At 64.9% G+C, this 19011-nt stretch carries 22 protein-coding genes; 14 read left to right on the forward strand and 8 right to left on the reverse strand.

Annotated elements, in window-relative coordinates; genetic code table 11:
* Positions 1-217 precede the first annotated feature (217 nt).
* Entirely contained in the window at positions 218-1312 is a 1095-nt protein-coding gene (locus VGG53_RS22395; protein ID WP_331520313.1) for a F420-dependent hydroxymycolic acid dehydrogenase, read from the forward strand.
* Between the two features lie 7 nt (positions 1313-1319).
* On the opposite strand, the gene VGG53_RS22400 is transcribed toward VGG53_RS22395, so the two are convergent.
* Positions 1320-2219: a class I SAM-dependent methyltransferase gene (locus VGG53_RS22400; protein ID WP_331520314.1), complete on the reverse strand. Its 900-nt coding sequence runs from the start codon at positions 2217-2219 to the stop codon at positions 1320-1322.
* A 79-nt stretch (positions 2220-2298) separates the two neighbouring features.
* On the opposite strand from VGG53_RS22400, the gene VGG53_RS22405 reads away from it, so the two are divergent.
* The gene (locus tag VGG53_RS22405; RefSeq protein ID WP_331520315.1) at positions 2299-2673 is read left to right on the forward strand and encodes a metalloregulator ArsR/SmtB family transcription factor; all 375 of its coding nucleotides are present in this window, start codon (positions 2299-2301) and stop codon (positions 2671-2673) included.
* 34 nt (positions 2674-2707) lie between these two features.
* The gene (locus VGG53_RS22410) at positions 2708-2911 is read left to right on the forward strand and encodes a zinc transporter Slc39a7 (protein ID WP_331520316.1); all 204 of its coding nucleotides are present in this window, start codon (positions 2708-2710) and stop codon (positions 2909-2911) included.
* 16 nt (positions 2912-2927) lie between these two features.
* On the opposite strand, the gene VGG53_RS22415 is transcribed toward VGG53_RS22410, so the two are convergent.
* The gene (locus VGG53_RS22415) at positions 2928-3914 is read right to left on the reverse strand and encodes an oxygenase MpaB family protein (RefSeq protein ID WP_414689030.1); all 987 of its coding nucleotides are present in this window, start codon (positions 3912-3914) and stop codon (positions 2928-2930) included.
* Positions 3915-3982: 68 nt separating this feature from the next.
* On the opposite strand from VGG53_RS22415, the gene VGG53_RS22420 reads away from it, so the two are divergent.
* The 5 genes from VGG53_RS22420 (at position 3983) to phoU (ending at position 9977) form a co-directional block, all read left to right on the forward strand.
* Positions 3983-4567, forward strand: a complete 585-nt coding sequence (locus tag VGG53_RS22420) for a TetR/AcrR family transcriptional regulator (RefSeq protein ID WP_331520317.1) — start codon at positions 3983-3985, stop codon at positions 4565-4567.
* Between the two features lie 112 nt (positions 4568-4679).
* Positions 4680-5693 (forward strand): acyl-ACP desaturase, encoded by a 1014-nt coding sequence (locus tag VGG53_RS22425; RefSeq protein ID WP_331520318.1) that lies wholly within the window; start codon positions 4680-4682, stop codon positions 5691-5693.
* Positions 5694-5699: 6 nt separating this feature from the next.
* Complete coding sequence (gene dusB / locus VGG53_RS22430; RefSeq protein ID WP_331520319.1) at positions 5700-6833, forward strand: tRNA dihydrouridine synthase DusB; 1134 nt, start codon at positions 5700-5702, stop codon at positions 6831-6833.
* Positions 6834-7077: 244 nt separating this feature from the next.
* Entirely contained in the window at positions 7078-9216 is a 2139-nt protein-coding gene (locus VGG53_RS22435) for an LCP family protein (RefSeq protein ID WP_331520320.1), read from the forward strand.
* Positions 9217-9308: 92 nt separating this feature from the next.
* Entirely contained in the window at positions 9309-9977 is a 669-nt protein-coding gene (gene phoU, locus VGG53_RS22440) for a phosphate signaling complex protein PhoU (RefSeq protein ID WP_331520321.1), read from the forward strand.
* A 54-nt stretch (positions 9978-10031) separates the two neighbouring features.
* On the opposite strand, the gene pstB is transcribed toward phoU, so the two are convergent.
* The 6 genes from pstB to VGG53_RS22470 all read right to left on the reverse strand — a co-directional run bounded on the left by pstB (position 10032) and on the right by VGG53_RS22470 (position 15715).
* Positions 10032-10808, reverse strand: coding sequence for a phosphate ABC transporter ATP-binding protein PstB (pstB, locus tag VGG53_RS22445; RefSeq protein ID WP_331520323.1), 777 nt, complete (start codon positions 10806-10808; stop codon positions 10032-10034).
* Complete coding sequence (gene pstA, locus VGG53_RS22450; RefSeq protein ID WP_331520324.1) at positions 10801-11733, reverse strand: phosphate ABC transporter permease PstA; 933 nt, start codon at positions 11731-11733, stop codon at positions 10801-10803. Before pstA ends, pstB begins: the two co-directional genes overlap by 8 nt.
* Positions 11730-12752, reverse strand: a complete 1023-nt coding sequence (gene pstC, locus VGG53_RS22455) for a phosphate ABC transporter permease subunit PstC (RefSeq protein ID WP_331520325.1) — start codon at positions 12750-12752, stop codon at positions 11730-11732. The genes pstA and pstC overlap by 4 nt, the downstream gene beginning before the upstream one ends.
* Before the next feature lie 47 nt (positions 12753-12799).
* Positions 12800-13909: a phosphate ABC transporter substrate-binding protein PstS gene (pstS, locus tag VGG53_RS22460; RefSeq protein WP_414689031.1), complete on the reverse strand. Its 1110-nt coding sequence runs from the start codon at positions 13907-13909 to the stop codon at positions 12800-12802.
* Positions 13910-14036: 127 nt separating this feature from the next.
* Positions 14037-14957, reverse strand: coding sequence for a mycothiol synthase (gene mshD / locus VGG53_RS22465; RefSeq protein WP_331520326.1), 921 nt, complete (start codon positions 14955-14957; stop codon positions 14037-14039).
* A complete protein-coding gene (locus tag VGG53_RS22470; RefSeq protein WP_331520327.1) occupies positions 14954-15715 on the reverse strand; it encodes a response regulator transcription factor in 762 nt (253 codons plus the stop codon). The genes mshD and VGG53_RS22470 overlap by 4 nt, the downstream gene beginning before the upstream one ends.
* Before the next feature lie 168 nt (positions 15716-15883).
* On the opposite strand from VGG53_RS22470, the gene lmeA reads away from it, so the two are divergent.
* The 6 genes from lmeA to VGG53_RS22495 all read left to right on the forward strand — a co-directional run bounded on the left by lmeA (position 15884) and on the right by VGG53_RS22495 (position 19001).
* Positions 15884-16696, forward strand: coding sequence for a mannan chain length control protein LmeA (gene lmeA, locus VGG53_RS22475; protein WP_331520329.1), 813 nt, complete (start codon positions 15884-15886; stop codon positions 16694-16696).
* 52 nt (positions 16697-16748) lie between these two features.
* Complete coding sequence (locus tag VGG53_RS22480) at positions 16749-17165, forward strand: thioredoxin family protein (protein WP_414689032.1); 417 nt, start codon at positions 16749-16751, stop codon at positions 17163-17165.
* Positions 17166-17167: 2 nt separating this feature from the next.
* The gene (locus VGG53_RS24110; RefSeq protein ID WP_414689033.1) at positions 17168-17284 is read left to right on the forward strand and encodes an Ms5788A family Cys-rich leader peptide; all 117 of its coding nucleotides are present in this window, start codon (positions 17168-17170) and stop codon (positions 17282-17284) included.
* Between the two features lie 97 nt (positions 17285-17381).
* On the forward strand, positions 17382-17843 hold the full coding sequence (locus VGG53_RS22485; RefSeq protein WP_331520330.1) for a DUF4395 domain-containing protein: 462 nt from the start codon (positions 17382-17384) through the stop codon (positions 17841-17843).
* Between the two features lie 20 nt (positions 17844-17863).
* The gene (locus VGG53_RS22490; RefSeq protein WP_331520331.1) at positions 17864-18697 is read left to right on the forward strand and encodes a sulfurtransferase; all 834 of its coding nucleotides are present in this window, start codon (positions 17864-17866) and stop codon (positions 18695-18697) included.
* Position 18698: 1 nt separating this feature from the next.
* Complete coding sequence (locus tag VGG53_RS22495; RefSeq protein WP_331520332.1) at positions 18699-19001, forward strand: DUF1416 domain-containing protein; 303 nt, start codon at positions 18699-18701, stop codon at positions 18999-19001.
* The last annotated feature ends 10 nt before the right edge of the window (positions 19002-19011 follow it).

Genomic DNA, 19011 nt, shown 5'->3' on the forward strand with positions numbered 1-19011 from the left:
GTCAAGACCGCTGCACGAACCAGCCGCGGCGAGGTAAGAAACAAACGGGCCGCCCGCACCCGCGGACAGGCCTGAATCACCACATACCAGTGTCAAGGATCAACCGACACAGAAACGTCAACCATCAACCGACTCTGAACAGGGGCACAAAGAGCGCAAGACCGGTCAGGTGCCCGCAGGACGGCCGAACAGGTTGAGTTGTGGGTATTCCTGCGCCATGACAGGACTATCACGACGGTCGCTTGCCCGCCTCGCGGCGGCTGCCGGCACGGTAATGGCGGCCGGAGCAGCGTGCCAAGCCGAACCCGCCGGCTCCCCGCCCACACCGGCCGCGCCGCCACCACCGTCGGGACCGGGTGTCGGCTTCGTGCTGTCACACGAGCAATTCACCACCGCTCAACTCGTCGACCAGGCCCAGGCGGCCGAGCAGGCGGGCTTTCACTACCTGTGGGCCAGCGACCACATCCAGCCTTGGCAGGACAACGAAGGCCATGCCATGTTTCCCTGGATCACGCTGGCGTTGGTGGGGCAACGAACCAATCACATCCCCTTCGGCACCGGCGTGACGTGTCCCAGCTACCGCTATCACCCGACGACTGTCGCGCAAGCGTTCGCGTCGCTCGCGCTGCTCTACCCCGGCCGGGTGTTCCTCGGCGTCGGCACCGGCGAGCGGCTCAACGAACAGGCCGCCACCACGCAGTTCGGGCCATACCGGGAGCGGCACGACCGGTTGGTCGAAGCTGTCCAGTTGATCCGGCAACTGTGGAGCGGCCAGCGAACCTCCTTCCAGGGTCGCTACTTTCAGACCAATCAGCTGAAGCTTTACGACCCGCCGTCAGCACCGCCACCGATCTTCGTGGCCGCGGGCGGTCCCAAAAGCGCCCATCTGGCCGGGCGGTACGGCGACGGCTGGATCAGCCAGGCCAACGGCGTCAAAGACCAGAAGCTCGTGACCGCTTTCAACCAGGGCGCGCACGACTCCGGGCGCGATCCCGCCACCCTGGGCAAGCGAGCCGAGATGTTTGCCGTCGTGGGCGACCGGAACGAAATCGATCGTGCTGCACAGTTGTGGCGGTTTACCGGCGGTGCCGTCGACCAACCCAACCCGGTCGACATCCAGCGCGCCGCGGACGCCAATCCACTGGACAAAGTCATTCACGGTTGGACGACCGGCACCGATGCCGGCACTCACATCGCGGCGTTGCAGGCAGTTCTGAACGCCGGCGCGACACCGTTCATGCATTTTCCGCAGCAGAACCCACTCGCCGCGATCGACTTCTACCGCACCGCGGTTCTACCGCGGCTGCACTAGCGGCTGCTCAGTTCCGCACGGCGTTGAGGTAGGTGATGTCGGCGAATGCTTGCGCGACCTCGTCGTCGGCGTAGACGAAACCATTGGCGGCATGCATCTCGGCGACCGTGCGATGCGACACCTGCCAGCCTCGCTTCGTGAGGTCTTCGATGATGTGACTGCGCTCGTAGTGGTACACGAGGTCGTTGAAGTCGATCTCGAAACCGAGCTCAGTCATCCGCTCGTGATGGCTGCGCCACTGCGGGTCGTTGAAAACCGTTGTGTCAGGGACGAACTCGGAAGCCAATTGACTCTTCGCAGCACTCAGCGCGGTAATGTTGCCGAACAGCGCATCCTGGGCCTCGGGCGGCAGGTAGACGACCAGGCCTTCGGCGCTCCATGCCGACGGGGCTTGCGGGTCGAATCCGACGGCCTGCAGGGCAGCCGGCCAGTCGTCGCGCAAATCGACGGCGACCGTTCGACGCTCGGCGGTGGGCTCGGCACCGAGCTTGCTCAGCGTCGCGGTTTTGAACTCGATGACATTCGGCAGGTCGACCTCGTAGACGACGGTGCCCTGCGGCCACGGCAAGCGGTAGGCGCGGGCGTCCAGTCCGGCCGCGACGATGACTGCCTGCCGAACCCCGCTGCCGGTCGCGTCGACGAAGAAATCGTCATAGAACCGGGTCCGGACCGCCATCCCCCGGCCCATCCGGGCCGGGTCAAACTCGGTGTCGTCGCTGACCGGGATCTCGCCGTTCACCAGCCGGGTATAGACGTCGATGCCGACTGCCCGCACCAGCGGCGCCGCGAACGGGTCGTCGATCAGCCCGGCCTCGGATGCCAGCGCCCGCTGTGCGGCGACCATGGTTGCCGTCGCCCCGACACTGGTCGCAAGATCCCAGCTATCGCTTTCGCTGCGTATCGACATCACGGCTCCCATCAGCGGTTTCCAACAATGTAGATCATCTAGTTATTGACACAGCGCGCAGATGCCTTAGTATCTGCGTATGCATGCAGATAGTGAAGAGGCCCGATTGCCGGATGATCAGGTCCGCCTGGTCGTCGAGGTGTTCCGGATGCTGGCAGACGCCACCCGCGTGCAGGTGCTGTGGTCGCTGGCCGACCGTGAGATGTCGGTCAACGAACTCGCCGAGCATGTGGGCAAACCCGCACCCTCGGTATCGCAGCACCTGGCCAAGATGCGGATGGCACGACTGGTGCAAACGCGTCGGGAGGGCACGACGATCTTCTACAGCCTGGAGAACAACCACGTTCGGCAACTCGTCGTCGATGCCGTTCACAACGCCGAGCACTCCGGCCCCGGAGTTCCCCGTCATCACCGTGGCGATGACGGGTTGCGGGTAGTCAAGAAGCGCAGTTAGACAGCATGTTTCGTAACAAAGGAGATGACCAGAGATGACCGAACAGCACACCCACCAGGGCCCGCATTCGCACCAGCACGAGCACGGCGGCGTCGAGCACGCGCATCCGCACACCGATCATGAGCACGAGCACGTCGAGCACGAGCACACCCATACCCACCCTGACGGGACCGAGCACACCCATTCGCATTTGCACCAAGCCGGGCTCGAGGAGGTTCACCAGCACGACCACCGCTAGAGCGTCCGTGATGGCCTCAGACGTTGGGGCAGTAGTGCTTTGGATCATCCCGCTCGTCGAGTGGCGGTAGATTACGGGCCGGCGTCTGCACCAGCGGCGTATCGGCGGGAATCCGGTCGTTGGCACGGTCGAAGCCGGCCCGGGCCCGCGGATGCTTGCGGAAACGCGCGGGCACGACGGCGAAAACCAGCCGGACGAGGTTGCCGAAGCGGCGGTGCAGCCACTCGTCGCGACGCGACCAGGTGTAGCCCATCAGTTCGCGCACCGGTGGATCGTACAGACCGACCGTCAGCCAGACGAAGAACGGCGCCAGCAGTTTGCGCTGCGCCGCCCACAACCAGTCCGGAATCCATTGTGCGAACGGCGGTTTCGGTAGCTCCGTCAGGTTGAGCACCTCGCGTGCAGCATAGTTGTTCTCCAGCACCTCGCTGCACATGTGATCCCAGTACGCCTGGAAGTCTTCCCAGCTGTCCGGCACCGGACGCATGCTCATGCCGTACATCCGATACCACTCGACGTGTTCGTCGAACAGCTGGCGCTTCTGCGCTTCGGTGAGGCCACCGCAGAACCGTTCGGCCACATGGATCGTGCCGACGAAGAACGTCGAGTGCGCCCAGTAGAAGACGTCGGGGTTCAGCGCGTGGTAGCGGCGGCCCAGGCCGTCGGTGCCCTTGATGTCCACGTGGTAGTCGCGCACCTCGGCGCCGGTGGCCGGCGCGCGGTCGCCGTCGAAGACCACGCCACCGATCGGATACAACGACCGCAGCAACCGGGGCCAGCGTTCGCGAAAGAACGTGGAGTGGTCTTCGACGGCAGCACCCAGTTGCGGATGCATGTTCTGCATGGAACCGGCCCACGGGCCTTGCAGCATGCCACGCCAGTCACCGAAATACCGCCAGGTCAGGGAGTCGGGACCGAGCGGCGTGGGCGGTGAGTCATATCCCAGCGGCGAAACCGGGCAACCCGAGGCGACCGGGTATGTCTCAGACGTATCTTGAGTCACTGGCGAAATTTCCTGTCCGTGTCAGGCAAACTGACTACATGCGTTGTCAGTAAGAGCTTAGGAGTGATGTGCCGTCCGGTCAACGTTCGCGCCGCTGGTCCGGGGTCCCCTTGGCGGATCGGCAGGCCCGGCGGCGCGATGAGCTCGTCGCCGCCGGAGTGCAATTGCTCGGCGAGGCGAGCGGCCCGGCGGTGACCGTGCGGGCGGTCTGTCGGCAAGCCGAACTGACCGAACGCTACTTCTATGCAAGCTTCGCCGACCGGGACGAGTTTGTCCGCGCCGTCTACGACGACGTGTGCGCCAGGGCCATGTCGGCGCTGATGTCGGCCACTACGCCGCGCGAGGCCGTCGAGCGATTCGTCGCGTTGATGGTCGACGACCCGGTGCGCGGGCGGGTGCTGCTGCTGGCCCCGGCCGTGGAGCCGGTGCTGGTCCGGTCGGGTGCGGAGTGGATGCCGAATTTCATCGACCTGCTGCAGGACAAGCTGACCCAGATCGGCGATCCGGTGCGGCAGAAGATGATGGCCACCGGCTTGATCGGCGGCCTCACGGCGTTGTTCACCGCCTACCTGGATGGACGACTTGCGGCTACCCGCGAACAGTTCATCGATTACTGCGTGGAGATGCTGCTCAGCAGGGCCGCAACGCGCTAGCGGAGCGCAATGGCCGCGACACGTAATATCCGGCCTGCACGAAACTTGAATGTCACCGGCATACACAGATATATTGACTGAAACCGACAGACACAGATAACTAGGAGGCGTTGTGCCGGATCCTCAAGACCTGGACCTGTTGCGTGAACTCGAGCCGGTCGTCGAGGAGAACATGAACCGGCACCTGAACATGCATAAGGCCTGGAATCCGCACGACTACATCCCGTGGTCGGACGGCAAGAACTTCTACGCGCTCGGCGGCCAGGACTGGGAGCCGGGACAATCCCAGCTCACCGATGTCGCCCAGGTCGCGATGGTGCAGAACCTGATGACCGAAGACAACCTGCCGTCGTATCACCGCGAGATTGCGATGAGCTTCGGCATGGACGGCGCCTGGGGCCAATGGGTCAACCGGTGGACCGCCGAGGAGAACCGGCACGGGATCGCGCTGCGCGATTACCTGGTGGTGACCCGCGCCATCGACCCGATCGAGTTGGAGAAATTGCGCCTGGAGGTGGTGAACCGCGGCTTCAGCCCGGGCCAGAACCAGCAGGGCGATCTGCTCGCCGAGAACCTTTTCGACTCGATCGTCTACGTGACGTTCCAGGAACTGGCCACCCGCGTCTCACACCGCAACACCGGCAAGGCTTGCAACGAGCCGATCGCCGATCAGTTGCTGGCGAAAATCTCGCAGGACGAGAACCTGCACATGATCTTCTACCGCGACATCAGCGAAGCCGGCCTGGAGATCGCGCCGAACCGGGCGATGCACTCGTTGCACCGGGTATTGCGCAACTTCAGGATGCCCGGATATAGCGTGCCCGAGTTTCGCCGCAAGGCCGTGATGATCGCCGTCGGCGGCGTGTACGACCCGCGCATCCACCTCGACGAGGTGGTGATGCCGGTGCTGAAGAAATGGCGCATCTTCGAGCGGGACGATTTCACCGGTGAGGCGGCCCGACTGCGCGACGACCTTGCCCTGCTGATCAAAGAGCTCGAGGTGGCCTGCGACAAGTTCGAGATCTCCAAGCAACGCCAGCTCGAGCGGGAAGCCCGCACCGGTAAGAAGATCACCGCCATGGAACTTCACCACACCAAGGGCACGCTGACCCTGAGCCGACGGTAGTCGGCCTTGCGTATCGGCCCGATCACGCTGGCCAGCCCGGTGGTGTTGGCCCCCATGGCGGGCGTGACCAACGTCGCGTTCCGCACACTGTGCCGGGAACTCGAACAGGCACGCGTCGGAACGGTCAGCGGACTCTACGTGTGCGAGATGGTGACGGCCCGCGCCCTCGTCGAGCGGCACCCGGTCACCATGCACATGACGGCGTTCTCCACCGACGAGTCGCCTCGTTCGCTGCAGCTCTACACCGTCGACCCGGCGACGACGTATGCGGCGGTCAAGATGATCGCCGACGAGGGCCTCGCCGACCACGTCGACATGAACTTCGGCTGCCCGGTGCCCAAAGTCACCCGGCGCGGCGGCGGCGCGGCGCTGCCGTACAAGCGGCAGCTGTTCGGTCAGATCGTCAGCGCCGCCGTGCGCGCCACCGAAGGCACGGAGATCCCGGTGACCGTCAAATACCGGATCGGCATCGATTACGACCACCACACCCACCTCGACGCGGGCCGGATCGCGGAATCCGAAGGCGCGGCCGCGGTCGCACTGCATGCCCGCACCGCGGCACAGCGTTATTCGGGAACCGCGGATTGGGAGCAGATCGCCCGGCTCAAGCAGCACGTCCAGACGATTCCGGTGCTGGGCAACGGCGACATCTTTGAAGCCAACGACGCCCTGACCATGATGGCCGTGACCGGCTGCGACGGTGTCGTCATCGGGCGCGGCTGCCTGGGCCGGCCGTGGTTGTTCGCCGAGCTCTCCGCCGCGTTCACCGGCAGCCCGTCGCCGACGCCGCCGGATCTGGGCGAGGTCGCGACCATCATCCGCCGGCACGGCGAGCTGCTGAGCGAGCACTTCGGCGAGGACAAGGGCATGCGCGACATTCGCAAGCATATTGGCTGGTACCTGCACGGTTTCCCGGCCGGCTCGGACTTACGGCGGGCGCTGGCGCTGGTCAAGACGCGCGACGAACTCGACGGTCTGTTGGACAAGCTCGACGGCAGTGCGCCGTTCCCGACCGCGGCCGGCGGGCCGCGTGGGCGTCAAGGCTCACCGGCGCGGGTGGCTTTGCCGGAGGGCTGGCTGGCTGACCGCGACGATTGCACGGTTCCGTCCGGGGCCGACGTCATGCACTCGGGCGGCTGAGCCGGAGACGATCTGGACCGTCTGCAACCGGCCTCAGATCGCGTTTCCGCGGCTGCCTCAGTACGATGTGGAACTTGTTGCATTACGCGCCGGTGGCCGAGCCCGTTGCCACCATCACGGCACGGCTGATACAGGGACGATGCGACCGCACCGGTCGCGCGGAAACTGTTGCGCCGCATCGGTAGCGCTGAGCCGAGGTACGCACGCGAGTGGGAACCTTGTCAGATTCGGAGGCGGGTAGGACATGAGTGACGGCGACGCTGGCGCCGATGCAGCCACTCACGGCCCCGACGCCGATGCCATAGGGCTTACCGGAATGCCGCCGGGATCGCGAGGCGCCGCGCCGTGGGAGCGGTTCGGGACGACCTCGCAGGCGGTGGCCATCGCCCATCGATGGCGGGGACCGTCGGCATTGCCAGAGTCCGCCGAACCGGCTGCGCCCGTTGCCGGGAACAGCCACGACACCGGTGGAAGCCACACCGAGGGCGGGCTCACCGTCGCCGATCTGATCGCCAAGATCGGCGGTGGGGTCGCCGACCGGCCCCGCCACCACCGCGCGGCTCCCGACGCCTTCGACCCGCGCCGTCCACCGTCCGGCGATGTGCAGGACGACAGCTACGACGCCTACGCGCTGCTGAGCCCCGCGGAATACTCCTACGACATTCCCGACCTCGATGCCCGCCGCCCCGAGTCGCTGATCGAGGATGCCGACGCCGAGCAGACCACCGTGCTGCCGAAAACGCCGGCCCGGCCGCGACCGGCACGCGTCGTCGAAGAACCCGCTCTAGATCCGGACGACGACGGGCCCGCGCCGAGGCGTCGCCGCCGGCACGGCGCGATGTTGATTGGTGGCCGTCTGATCGCCGCGACGGTCGCGGCTGCTGCGCTGGCGATGACCGGCGGAGCCTGGCAGTGGAGCACGTCAAAGAACCACCGGCTCAACACGGTCAGCGCCCTGGACCCGCAATCGCGGGACATCGTCGACGCCAACGCGCAATACGGCGACGAAGACTTTTTGATTGTCGGCATGGACTCTCGCGCCGGGGCCAACAGCAGCATGGGCGCCGGCGACACCGAGGACGCGGGCGGCGCCCGTTCGGACACCATCATGTTGGTCAACATCCCGGCGAACCGGAAACGTGTTGTCGCAGTGTCGTTTCCACGCGACCTGGCAATCACGCCGATCCAATGTGAGGCGTGGAACCCCGACACCGGCGAGTATGGCCCGATCTACGACTCTGACACCAAGAAGTACGGGCCAAGAACCATCTACACCGAGACGAAACTGAACTCGGCGTTCGCGTTCGGCGGGCCGAAGTGTTTGGTGAAGGAAATCCAGAAGCTGTCCGGCCTGAGTATCAATCGCTTCATCGCCGTGGACTTCGCCGGCTTCGCCAAGATGGTCGACGCGCTCGGCGGCGTGGAGGTGTGCAGCACCAGCCCGCTGAAAGACTACGAACTGGGCACCGTGCTCGCCCACTCCGGACGTCAACTGATCGACTCGAAAACCGCGCTGGACTACGTGCGCGCCCGCAACATCACGACCGAGAACAACGGCGACTACGGACGCATCAAACGCCAGCAGCTGTTCTTGTCCTCGCTGCTGCGGTCGCTGATCTCCAAGGAAACCTTCTTCTCGTTGAGCAAACTCAACAATGTCGTGAACATGTTCGTCAGCAACAGCTACGTCGACAACATCAAGACCCGCGACCTCGTCCAACTCGGCCAATCGGTGCAGGGCATGAACGCCGGCCACGTCTCCTTCGTGACCGTCCCGACCGGCATCACCGACGAAAACGGTGATGAGCCGCCTCGGACCTCCGACATGCGGGCACTGTTCGACGCCATCATCAACGACGATGCGCTGCCCGGCGAAAACGACCTGAACGCCACGTCGAGCCCGCCGATAAAGTCGCTGAACAGCAAGGCTCCCCAGACCAGCCAGCCCGCCGACCCGCACCCCCAGCAGGTCCAGGAAGTGACGGCCGCACCCAAGGACATCACCGTGCAGGTGTCCAACTCGACCGCCAAGTCCGGGCTGGCCGCCACGGCCAGCAGCCAGCTGAAACGGCACGGATTCAGGGTCAAGTCGCCCGACGACTATCCGAACCCGCTCAAATCGACCAAGGTGTTGTTCTCCCCCGGCAACGAGCAGGCCGCCGCGACGGTCGCGGCGACGTTCGGGAACGCCAAGGTCGAGCGGATCACCGGGACCGGGCACGTGGTGCAGGTGGTACTCGGCTCCGACTTCAGGTCGGTCAGTTCGCCGCCGCCAGCCGGATCATCGGTCAGCCTGCAGATCGACCGCAATGCCAGCAGCCCGCCAACCAAACTTCCCGACGATTTGTCGGTCACCAACGCAGCCGACACCACCTGCGAATAGCGTGACCGCAGCGAATCGGCATTCACCGCGAGTTCACGCCCAACTTCGTGCCGGTTCACGCCGGACCGCGCATTGAAACGTACCCTTGGCATATGCGCACCGCTTACCATGAGCAGCTCTCTGAGCTCTCCGAACAGCTCGGCGCGATGTGCGGGCTGGCCGGCGCCGCGATGGAGCATGCAACACAAGCACTGCTGCAGGCCGATCTGGCGCTGGCCGAGCAGGTCATCTCCGACCACGAAAAGATCGCCGAGCTCAGCGCGCAGGCCGAAGAGTGCGCCTTCGTGCTGCTTGCCTTGCAGGCGCCTGTTGCCGGCGACCTTCGGTCGATCGTGAGCGCAATTCAGATGGTCGCCGACATCGACCGGATGGGGGCGCTGGCGCTACACGTTGCCAAGATCGCCCGCCGGCGTCATCCGCAGCATGCGTTGCCCGAGGAAGTCAACGGCTACTTCGCTGAAATGGGCAGACTCGCAGTGGAATTAGGCAACAGCGCGAAAGAAGTGCTGCAGTCGCGAGACCCGGAAAAGGCGGCGCGCATCCGCGAAGAAGACGACGCGATGGACGACCTGCACCGCCACCTGTTCACGGTGCTGATGGACCGGGAGTGGAAACACGGCGTGGCCGCGGCCGTCGACGTGACCTTGCTCGGCCGCTTTTACGAGAGGTTCGCCGACCACGCGGTCGAGGTTGCGCGGCGAGTCATCTTCCAGGCGACCGGCCGCTTTCCCGAGGACGAAGCCGTCGCCAGCTCGGGTTAGTCGCCCAGCTCCTCCTCAGGCGGTTCCCGACTGCATCGTCGCCGGGCAGGCTGGCTAGCCGAACCGTCCGGAGATGTAGTCCTCGGTGGCTTTCTGGGTCGGGTTGGAGAAGATCTTTTCGGTGTCGTCGATCTCGATCAAGCGGCCCGGCTTGCCTACCGCTTCGAGGTTGAAGAAGGCGGTGTGGTCGCTGACCCGCGCTGCTTGCTGCATGTTGTGCGTGACGATGACGATGGTGTAGTCCTGCTTCAACTCGGCGATGAGATCTTCGATCGCCATCGTTGAAATCGGGTCCAGCGACGAACACGGCTCGTCCATCAGCAGCACATCGGGTTGCACGGCGATCGCCCGCGCGATGCACAGCCGCTGCTGCTGACCGCCGGACAACCCGCCACCGGGTCGGTCCAGTCGGTCCTTGACCTCACCCCACAGGTTGGCGCCACGCAGCGCGTATTCGGCGGTGTCGTCGAGCAGCTTTCGATTGCGGACGCCTTGCAGCTTCAGTCCGGCCACCACGTTGTCACGAATTGACATGGTGGGGAACGGATTTGGACGCTGGAATACCATGCCAATTGCGCGTCGCACTCCCACCGGGTCGATGCCCGAGCCGTAGATATCGTCGTCGTCGAGCAGCACACTGCCTTGCATGCGGGCACCGGGCGTGACTTCGTGCATCCGGTTCAGCGTGCGGAGCACGGTGGTTTTGCCGCAGCCCGACGGGCCGATGAACGCCGTCACGCTGCGCGGCAGAACCGACAGCGAGACGTCAGCGACCGCGTGGAACGAGCCGTAGAAGATGTTGACGTCCTTGAGGTCCAACCGCTTAGCCACTGGAACTCCTGCCTAACCTTTCTGGCTCAAAGACTCGAGACACCACTCTGGCCACCAGGTTAATGACGGCGATCAGCACAATCAGAGTCAGGGCTGCTCCCCACAGCCGATTGGTAGGAATCGGACTGCCACCAGCCCCTGCCGAGGTTTGGTCGTACATCATGCCGGGCAGCGAGCCCATGAAGCCGCTGAACATATTGAAGTTCATTGCCTGCGAGTAGCCCACCAGGATCAGCAGCGGGGCGGCCTCGCCCATCACCCTAGCCAATGCCAACAGGATGCCGGTGATAATGCCGGACATCCCGGCTGGAAGCACGATCTTGGTGATCGTCCGCCAGTTCTGTACGCCCAGCGCGTAGCTGGCCTCGCGCAGTTCTACCGGGACGATCTGCAGCATCTCCTCGGTCGCGCGCACGATCACCGGAATCATCAGCAGAACCAGGGCCAGCGATACCGCAAAACCGGATCGCGGAAAACCGAGCGTCGCGATGCACAGCGCGTAAACGAACAGGGCAGCGACGATCGAGGGCACCCCGGTCAGGATGTCCACCATGAAGGTCGTCAGCTTGCCCAGCGTGCTGCCGGCGGCGTATTCGACCAGATAGATGGCGGCCAAAACCCCGATCGGGATTGATATCGCCGCGCAGACCAAACCCTGCAGCACCGTACCGACGATGGCGTGATACGCGCCGCCACCGGCCAGGAATGCCGTCATATCGGCTTGCGAATGCGTCCACCACACGCTGGACGTGACCGCGCCGAACCCTTTGGCAACTACCGAGTACAGCACCCAGATCAGCGGCACCAGCGCCACACCGACCGACAAGGTCACCAACACGGTGGCGACGACATCGGTGACCCGGCGCCGCAGGCTCAGGCCGGTGAAGGTCCGCGCCTTGAGCGGGCGGTCCAGGATCGACGTCATCGGGTGCCCTTGCCCGCAACGGCCGCACGCGCCATCGCATTCACGAAAAACGTGAGCAGGAACAGCACCAGGCCGGCGGCGATATAGGCACCGGCCTTGTACTGGTTGTTGAACTCGTATGCGGTCGCCCCGATCTTGGTGGCGAAGGTATAGCCGCCGTCGAACAGCGACCAGCCGAACGCCGCCTGGGTGCCGCGCAGGATCACCAGCAACGCGATGGTCTCACCGAGCGCCCGACCCAGACCCAACATCGCGCCGCTGACGTATCCGGAACGCCCGAACGGCAACACCGCGGTCTTGACCACCTCCCAGCGGGTCGCACCGAGCGCCAGCGCAGCTTCGATGTGGCCCTGCGGCGTCTTCATGAAGACCTCGCGGGTGACCGCGGTGATGATCGGCAGGATCATCACCGCCAGCACGATCCCGGCGGTGAATATGGTGCCGCCACCGGACACCGAGGCGTTGCCGGTCGCGAACAGAAACACGCCACCCAGATGGTGATTGAGCCACATCGCAACGGGCCGCAGCCGCGGCGCCAATACGTACAGGCCCCAGACCCCGTAGATGATCGACGGGACCGCGGCGAGCAGGTCGACCACATAGGCCAGCGCGCCGGTGACCCGGCGTGGCGAGTACTGGGAGAGGAAGATCGCGATCCCCAGGGACACCGGCAGCGCCAGGACCAACGCGAACAGTGCCACCATGACCGTCACTTGCACCAGGTCGAACACGCCGAACCGCATCGCCGCGGTGCTGGTGGTGTCCCAGTTGCCGCCGTAGGTGAAGAAATTTTCCTGGTCGCGGGTCAGCGCCGGGATCGCGCGCATCAGCAGGAACAACCCGATTGCCGCGATCAACACGACGATCAGCACGCCGGATCCTTCGGACAGACCCCGAAACAGCCGGTCACCACGACTGAGCTTGGCGCTGCCGAAGAGCAGCCGAGGCGCAGCCGCGCCCCGCGACGGCGCGGCGACGACCGCATCCGAACCGGTATCGGCTGGATTCGGCGTCGTCACGGATTTCCCATCAGTCAAACTTTTCGGCCATAGGTTAATCCGTTCGATCAGCCGATCGCGTTGATCGCGGCAACCAACCGCTTTTTGAACTTGTCCGGCAGCGGAACATAGCCGGCGGCCGACAGACCGCCTTGAGCGTTGTCAGCAGCCACAGTCAACAGGGACTTGACCGCTGCACTGGTCGCGGGGTCGTAGCCCTTGGAGCAGACGATCTCGTAGGTGGCCAGCACCAGCGGATAAGCACCGGCTGCATGGGTCCGGTAAATCGACTTCAGGTCCAGTTCCAGGTCGTTTCCCGCACCGGCGAAGGCGGCGCCGTCGATGGCCTGACGGGCCGCGTCGTTGGTGAGTGCGACCGCGCCGCTGCCATCATTGATCTGCACATACGGCACACCGCTTTGATCGGCGAAGCCCTTCTCGACATACCCGATGGCACCCGGCGAGGACTGCACTGCCTGGATGACACCGGCGGACTTTTGCGCGCCCTCGCCGACACCGCCCTGAAACTCGCTCCCGGTCCTTCGGGTCCAACTCTTCGGAGCGGCCGTTTTCAGATACTTCTGGAAGTTGTCGGTGGTACCCGATGAGTCCGACCGGTAGATCGCCGAGATCCTGGTTTTGGGCAGCGCCGTACCAGGATTGAGTTCGGCGATGGTCGGATCGTTCCAGCTGGTGACCCAGCCGCTGAAGATCTTCGCCAGCACGTCAGCGTTGAGAACCAGCTTCTTGACGTTGTCCAGGTGATAGACGACGGCGACCGGCCCGAAAACCATCGGCAGGTGCCAGGCCGGATTCCCGTTGCAGCGCTTGGCCGCCGGCTCGATCTGATCGCGGCTCAGGGGTGAATCCGAGCCGCCGAAGTCCACATGGCGCGCGATGAACTGCTCACGGCCGGCCCCCGAGCCGGTCGGGTTGTACGCCAACTGCTTACCGGGACACAACTGAGCCCAGTCCAGGTTGAACAACGCGATGGCGTTCTGCTGAGCCGTCGACCCTTCAGCGGTCAATGCGGGTTTACCGTCACAGTTCACCGGCCCCGTCGGCGCCGATAAGCCGCGAAGGTTGTCATCACTACCGCAGCCGGTACACGTCAAGACCGCGATCATCGCCGTGGACACCGCGGCTGCCAGCACTCTGCCCACCGGGTGGAGCCTCACCGATCTCGCTTTCTCAATGATTGTGTCCGCGACCGACTCTCCCGGCCGGGATGCCGTCAAGCAATCCGGAAACTATGCCTCAGGTGTAGACGGTATCCACCGGAAAAGTGAACGTAGAGTGAACAGGTCAGCCGCCGCCGCGTGCGTATGCGGTGTCGACGCTGTACTCGGTGAACCCCAGCCGCCGATACGTCCGCAGCGCCGCTGCGTTGTCCGACTCGAGGTAGAGCATCACGGTCGGTTGCTCTCCGCCGATCAGCCGTCGCGCCAGAAACGCGATGCCCACCGACGTCAGCAGTCGTCCCAGACCGGTGCCCTGCGCGGACGGATCGACCCCGACGACGTAGACCTCGCCGAGGCCGGCCGCTTCGGAGTGCACTTTCGTCCAGTGAAAGCCCAGCAGAGTGCCGCTCTGCTCGTCGAAGGCCAGAAACAGTCCCTCGGGATCGAACCAGGGTTCGCCGCGCCGCTCGGCAAGGTCGGCCTCGGTCCAGCCGCCCTGTTCCGGGTGCGTTGCGAAGGCGGCGTTGTTGACCCGCAACAGTTCGGCATCATCGGCGGCGCCGGCGTAGGTGCGGATATGCACGCCGTCGGGTGGTACGGGCTCGTCGATGTCGTGCAACGAACGGCGCATCTGCACCAGTTGACGAACGGGCGCAAGACCCAAGGCCGAGGCGGTCACTTGCGCCGGCTCAAGTGTCCCGTGTGCCCAAAAATGGTTGGCTCCATTGGTTTTAGCCAAGGCTACACGAATCATCGCAGCACCGACACCGCGTCTACGGGCCCGCGGATGCACCACCAGCTCCGCCATCCCAGGCCCACCTTCTTGCGCCGCAGACAGATTCAGATAACCGACGACGTTCTCGCCGCTTTCGCCCGGGTAGATCTCGCTGGCAACCAGATGCTCGGTGCGGTGATTCGCCAACTCGCGGAGGACTTGCTCGCCGACGGGCGCGACGGTGTCGAATTCAGTTGCTGCGGTGATCAGTTCACGTATCTGTCGTTGCTCGTCGGCCGTCAGTGTTGGTCTCCACTGGGGCGCCGTCACTGGCTGTGCAGCGGATCGGCCAGCGGCTCCTGGTGATTTGCTGCGTCGGGGCCGTCGTCGGCGGCGGCGGGCTCGCTCGGGGGGCGTCCGCGGTTAGGCCGGACCGCTTTGTATCCCACGTTGCGGACCGTGCCGATCAGCGATTCGTACTCGGGTCCGAGCTTGGCTCGCAGCCGGCGCACGTGCACGTCGACTGTGCGGGTGCCCCCGAAGAAGTCGTATCCCCACACCTCGTGCAACAGCTGCGCTCGGGTGAACACCCGACCCGCGTGCTGCGCCAGATACTTCAGCAGCTCGAACTCTTTGTAGGTGAGATCGAGGGGGCGTCCGCGCAATCGGGCCGTGTAGGTGCCCTCGTCGATGACGAGTTCGCCGAGGCTGACCTTGCCGATGCTCTCCTGGTCCTGCAGGTTGCCTCGCCGGCCGATCAGCAGCCGCAGCCGGGCATCGATCTCGGCGGGGCCGGTGCCGGGGAGCAGGATCTCGTCCAACCCCCAATCGGCATTCACGGCCACTAACCCGCCTTCATTGACCACGACCACCACCGGAATAGAGCGCCCCGTCGAGCCCAGCAAGCGGCACAGGCCGCGTGCTGCCGGCAGGTCCAGCCGCGCATCGACGACCAGAATGTCGGCGCTGCCCGCTTCCAGCAGCGAAGAAACATCCGGGAGTGCCGTGCGTACGGTGTGGGCGAGCAGCGACAAGGACGGCAGAACCACATCCGGATTCGGCTCGGCGGTTAGCAGCAGTAGGTCCAAGCAAGCCCCTCCGGCGTCGTGGGAAAGGCGTCTCCCAAAATTCACAGTGAGATACGAAGTTTAACGGCCAGGTCACTAAACGATAGCGTGCAACCTGGTCTTTCGCGCGGCGACGATGCGGACCGGGACGGTCTTGATGCGGACCGAAAGGCGCGGGTGGGCCACAATATGCGGATGCGGAAGGCGCTGGTCGGTGTCGCGGCAGTGCTGCTGGCCATTCTGTTCCTGCTCCTCGGCGCCGCCGGCGTCGACTTCGGGGCCAGCATCTACGCCGAGTATCGGCTGGCCCGTACGGTTCGCGAAACAGCCCACTTGGGCTTCGATCCGTTCGTTGCGATCATCGCGTTCCCGCTGATCCCGCAGGCGATGCGACATCGCTACGAGGATTTGGAGATCAAAGCCACCGCGGTCGACCGCCCGTTGATAAGCAAGGCCACGCTGGAGGCCACCATGCGCGCGATCGACCTGACCGACGCGTCGTGGCTGATTAGGCCGGATGCCAAGCTGCCAGTCGGCAAACTGGAGAGCCGGATCATCATCGACTCGCGGCACCTCGGTCATTACCTGGGCATCCGCGACTTGCTAGTCGAGGCCCCCGCCAAGGACACCAACAACGCCACCGGCGGCACCACCGAATCCGGGATCTCCGGCAGTCGCGGCCTAGTGTTCACCGGCACCCCGGTAGCCGCTCATTTCGACAAGCGAGTCAGCGTCGCCGTCGACCTGTCGATGGCCGGCGACGACAACACCATGCTGGTATTCAGCCCCACCGACGTACTGACCGGGCCCAACACCGCCAACCAGAAGGTCCCCGCCGACAAGCGGGACGCGGTGCTGGCCGCGTTCAGCGGCGCGCTGCCGGACCAGAAACTGCCGTTCGGCGTGGCGCCGACCAGCCAGGGCGCGCGCGGGTCTGACGTGATCATCGAAGGCATCACGTCGGGATTAACGGTCACCCTCGACGGGTTCAACCAGGCATGATCTCAACTATCCGGTGCTGTCGGCGAGCCCGGCCCGGCAAGGAGTTCGGCCGTTGATTGCCGCAGTTGTCGCGGTTGCGGCGACGCTGGCGCTGGCGGCCGTCTTCGGGTGGCTGCTGACCCGCCGGGCCGGCGACGTCCGGGCGACCGCTCCGGGCGCGTCTGACGACATCGACACCAGCGACCTGGGCCTGTCCCCAAGCGGGCCGACCGTCGTGCATTTCAGCGCCTCCTGGTGCGGTCCGTGCACCCAGGTGCGCCGAGTCGTCAACCAAGTTTGCGACGACCTCGGCGACGTCGCGCACGTGGAGATCGACATGGATGCCGATCCGGGTGCGGCACGGCGTCTTTCGGTTCTGTCGCTGCCGACCACGTTCATCTTCGATGCCGACGGCCGGCAGCAATACCGCGCCGCGGGTGTCCCGAAAGCCGAGGACCTGCGATCAGCGCTGGCCCCGCTGTTGGCTTGATGATGTCGCCATTGGGTAAGCTGACGCCCGTGTCCGCCCGCGATGAGCTCATGCTCACCAAACGCCGCGCAGTCGATCTGTGCCGCGTCGCGGGCTGCTGCTGTTGTTGTTGTAGCTGAGTAGCCGCGCCTTTCGCGCCGCGCTCGGAGCAGCCAGGAACCAACCCCGTGGCGCGCCGCCACAAAAGCCGTGCATGAAGCAACCAGGAGCAGCACTATGTCGGACACCAAAACCCCCGATCAGGTCGATATCCGCGGGCCTCGTTTTACGGCCTGGGTCACAACCGTTGTTTTGGTGGCCACCCTGCTCGTCTCGGGCATCAGCACGGCTGCCGCGGCGACCATTCTGGGCGTGCAAGCCGTCATCTTCGCGATCGGCGCAGTGGCCGGACCCCGGCGTCATCCCTATGGGCTGGTGTTCGCCAAAGTCGTGGCGCCGCGCCTGGCGCCGGTCCGCGAGCGTGAGCCGGTCGCCCCGCTGAAGTTCGCCCAGCTGGTCGGCTTCGTCTTCGCGGTGTTGGCTGTTGCCGGTTTCGCCTCCGGCGCCACCCTGCTCGGCGTCGTCGCTACCGCCGCGGCGTTGGTGGCAGCGTTCCTCAACGCAGCCTTCGGCATCTGCCTGGGCTGCCAGCTCTACCCGCTCGTGGCGCGCCTGCGGCCGGCCCACAGCACCTCATAGCGATCGAAAGGATCCCCCACATGGCACGCTCCGACGTCCTGGTCTCCGCCGACTGGGCCCAGGGCAATCTCGATGCCGACCACGTGGTCTTCGTCGAGGTCGACGAAGACACCAGCGCTTATGACGACGGCCATATCGTCGGAGCAGTAAAGCTGGACTGGCGTACCGATTTGCAAGACCCGGTCCGGCGTGACTTCGTCGACGCGGAGCAGTTTTCCAAGTTGCTCAGCGACCGCGGTATTGCCAACGGCGACACCGTGATTCTCTACGGCGGTAACAACAACTGGTTCGCCGCATACGCGTACTGGTATTTCAAGCTATACGGCCACGAGGACGTCAAGCTGCTCGATGGCGGCCGGAAGAAATGGCTGCTTGACGGGCGGCCGCTGTCGAGCGACACGGTGAGCCGGCCTGCCACCAGCTACACCGCTGACCCGGCGGACAACTCGATCCGCGCGTTTCGCGACGAGGTGCTCGCCGCGATCAACGAGAAGAACCTGGTCGACGTGCGCTCCCCCGACGAATTCTCCGGCAAGATCCTGGCGCCGGCCCATCTGCCGCAGGAACAAAGCCAGCGGCCCGGCCACATCCCGAGCGCCATCAACGTGCCGTGGAGTAAGACCGCCAACGACGACGGCACCTTCAAATCCGACGACGAGTTGGCCAAGATCTACGCCGACGCGGGGCTGGACGGTTCGAAGGAAACGATTGCGTACTGCCGAATCGGAGAACGTTCGTCGCACACCTGGTTCGTGCTGCAGGAACTGCTCGGGCATCGAAACGTCAAGAACTACGACGGCAGTTGGACGGAATACGGCTCCCTGGTTGGGGCCCCGATCGAGTTGGGAAGCTGATATGTGCTCTGCGCCGAAGCAAGGACAGACTCTGCCGGCCACCGTCGACCTGGAGAAGGAAACAGTCATCACCGGCCGTGTGGTGGATGGCTCCGGTCAGGCCGTCGGCGGCTCGTTCGTGCGACTGCTGGACTCCTCTGGTGAGTTCACCGCCGAAGTCGTGGCATCGGCCTCCGGTGACTTCCGGTTTTTCGCCGCACCCGGATCATGGACCCTGCGCGCGTTGTCGGCTGCGGGCAATGGTGACGCGATCGTGGAACCGACGGGCGCGGGCGTTCACGAGGTTGACGTCAAAATCGCCTGACCGGTTCACC

Source organism: Mycobacterium sp., from assembly GCF_036490025.1.
Lineage (GTDB): Bacteria > Actinomycetota > Actinomycetes > Mycobacteriales > Mycobacteriaceae > Mycobacterium.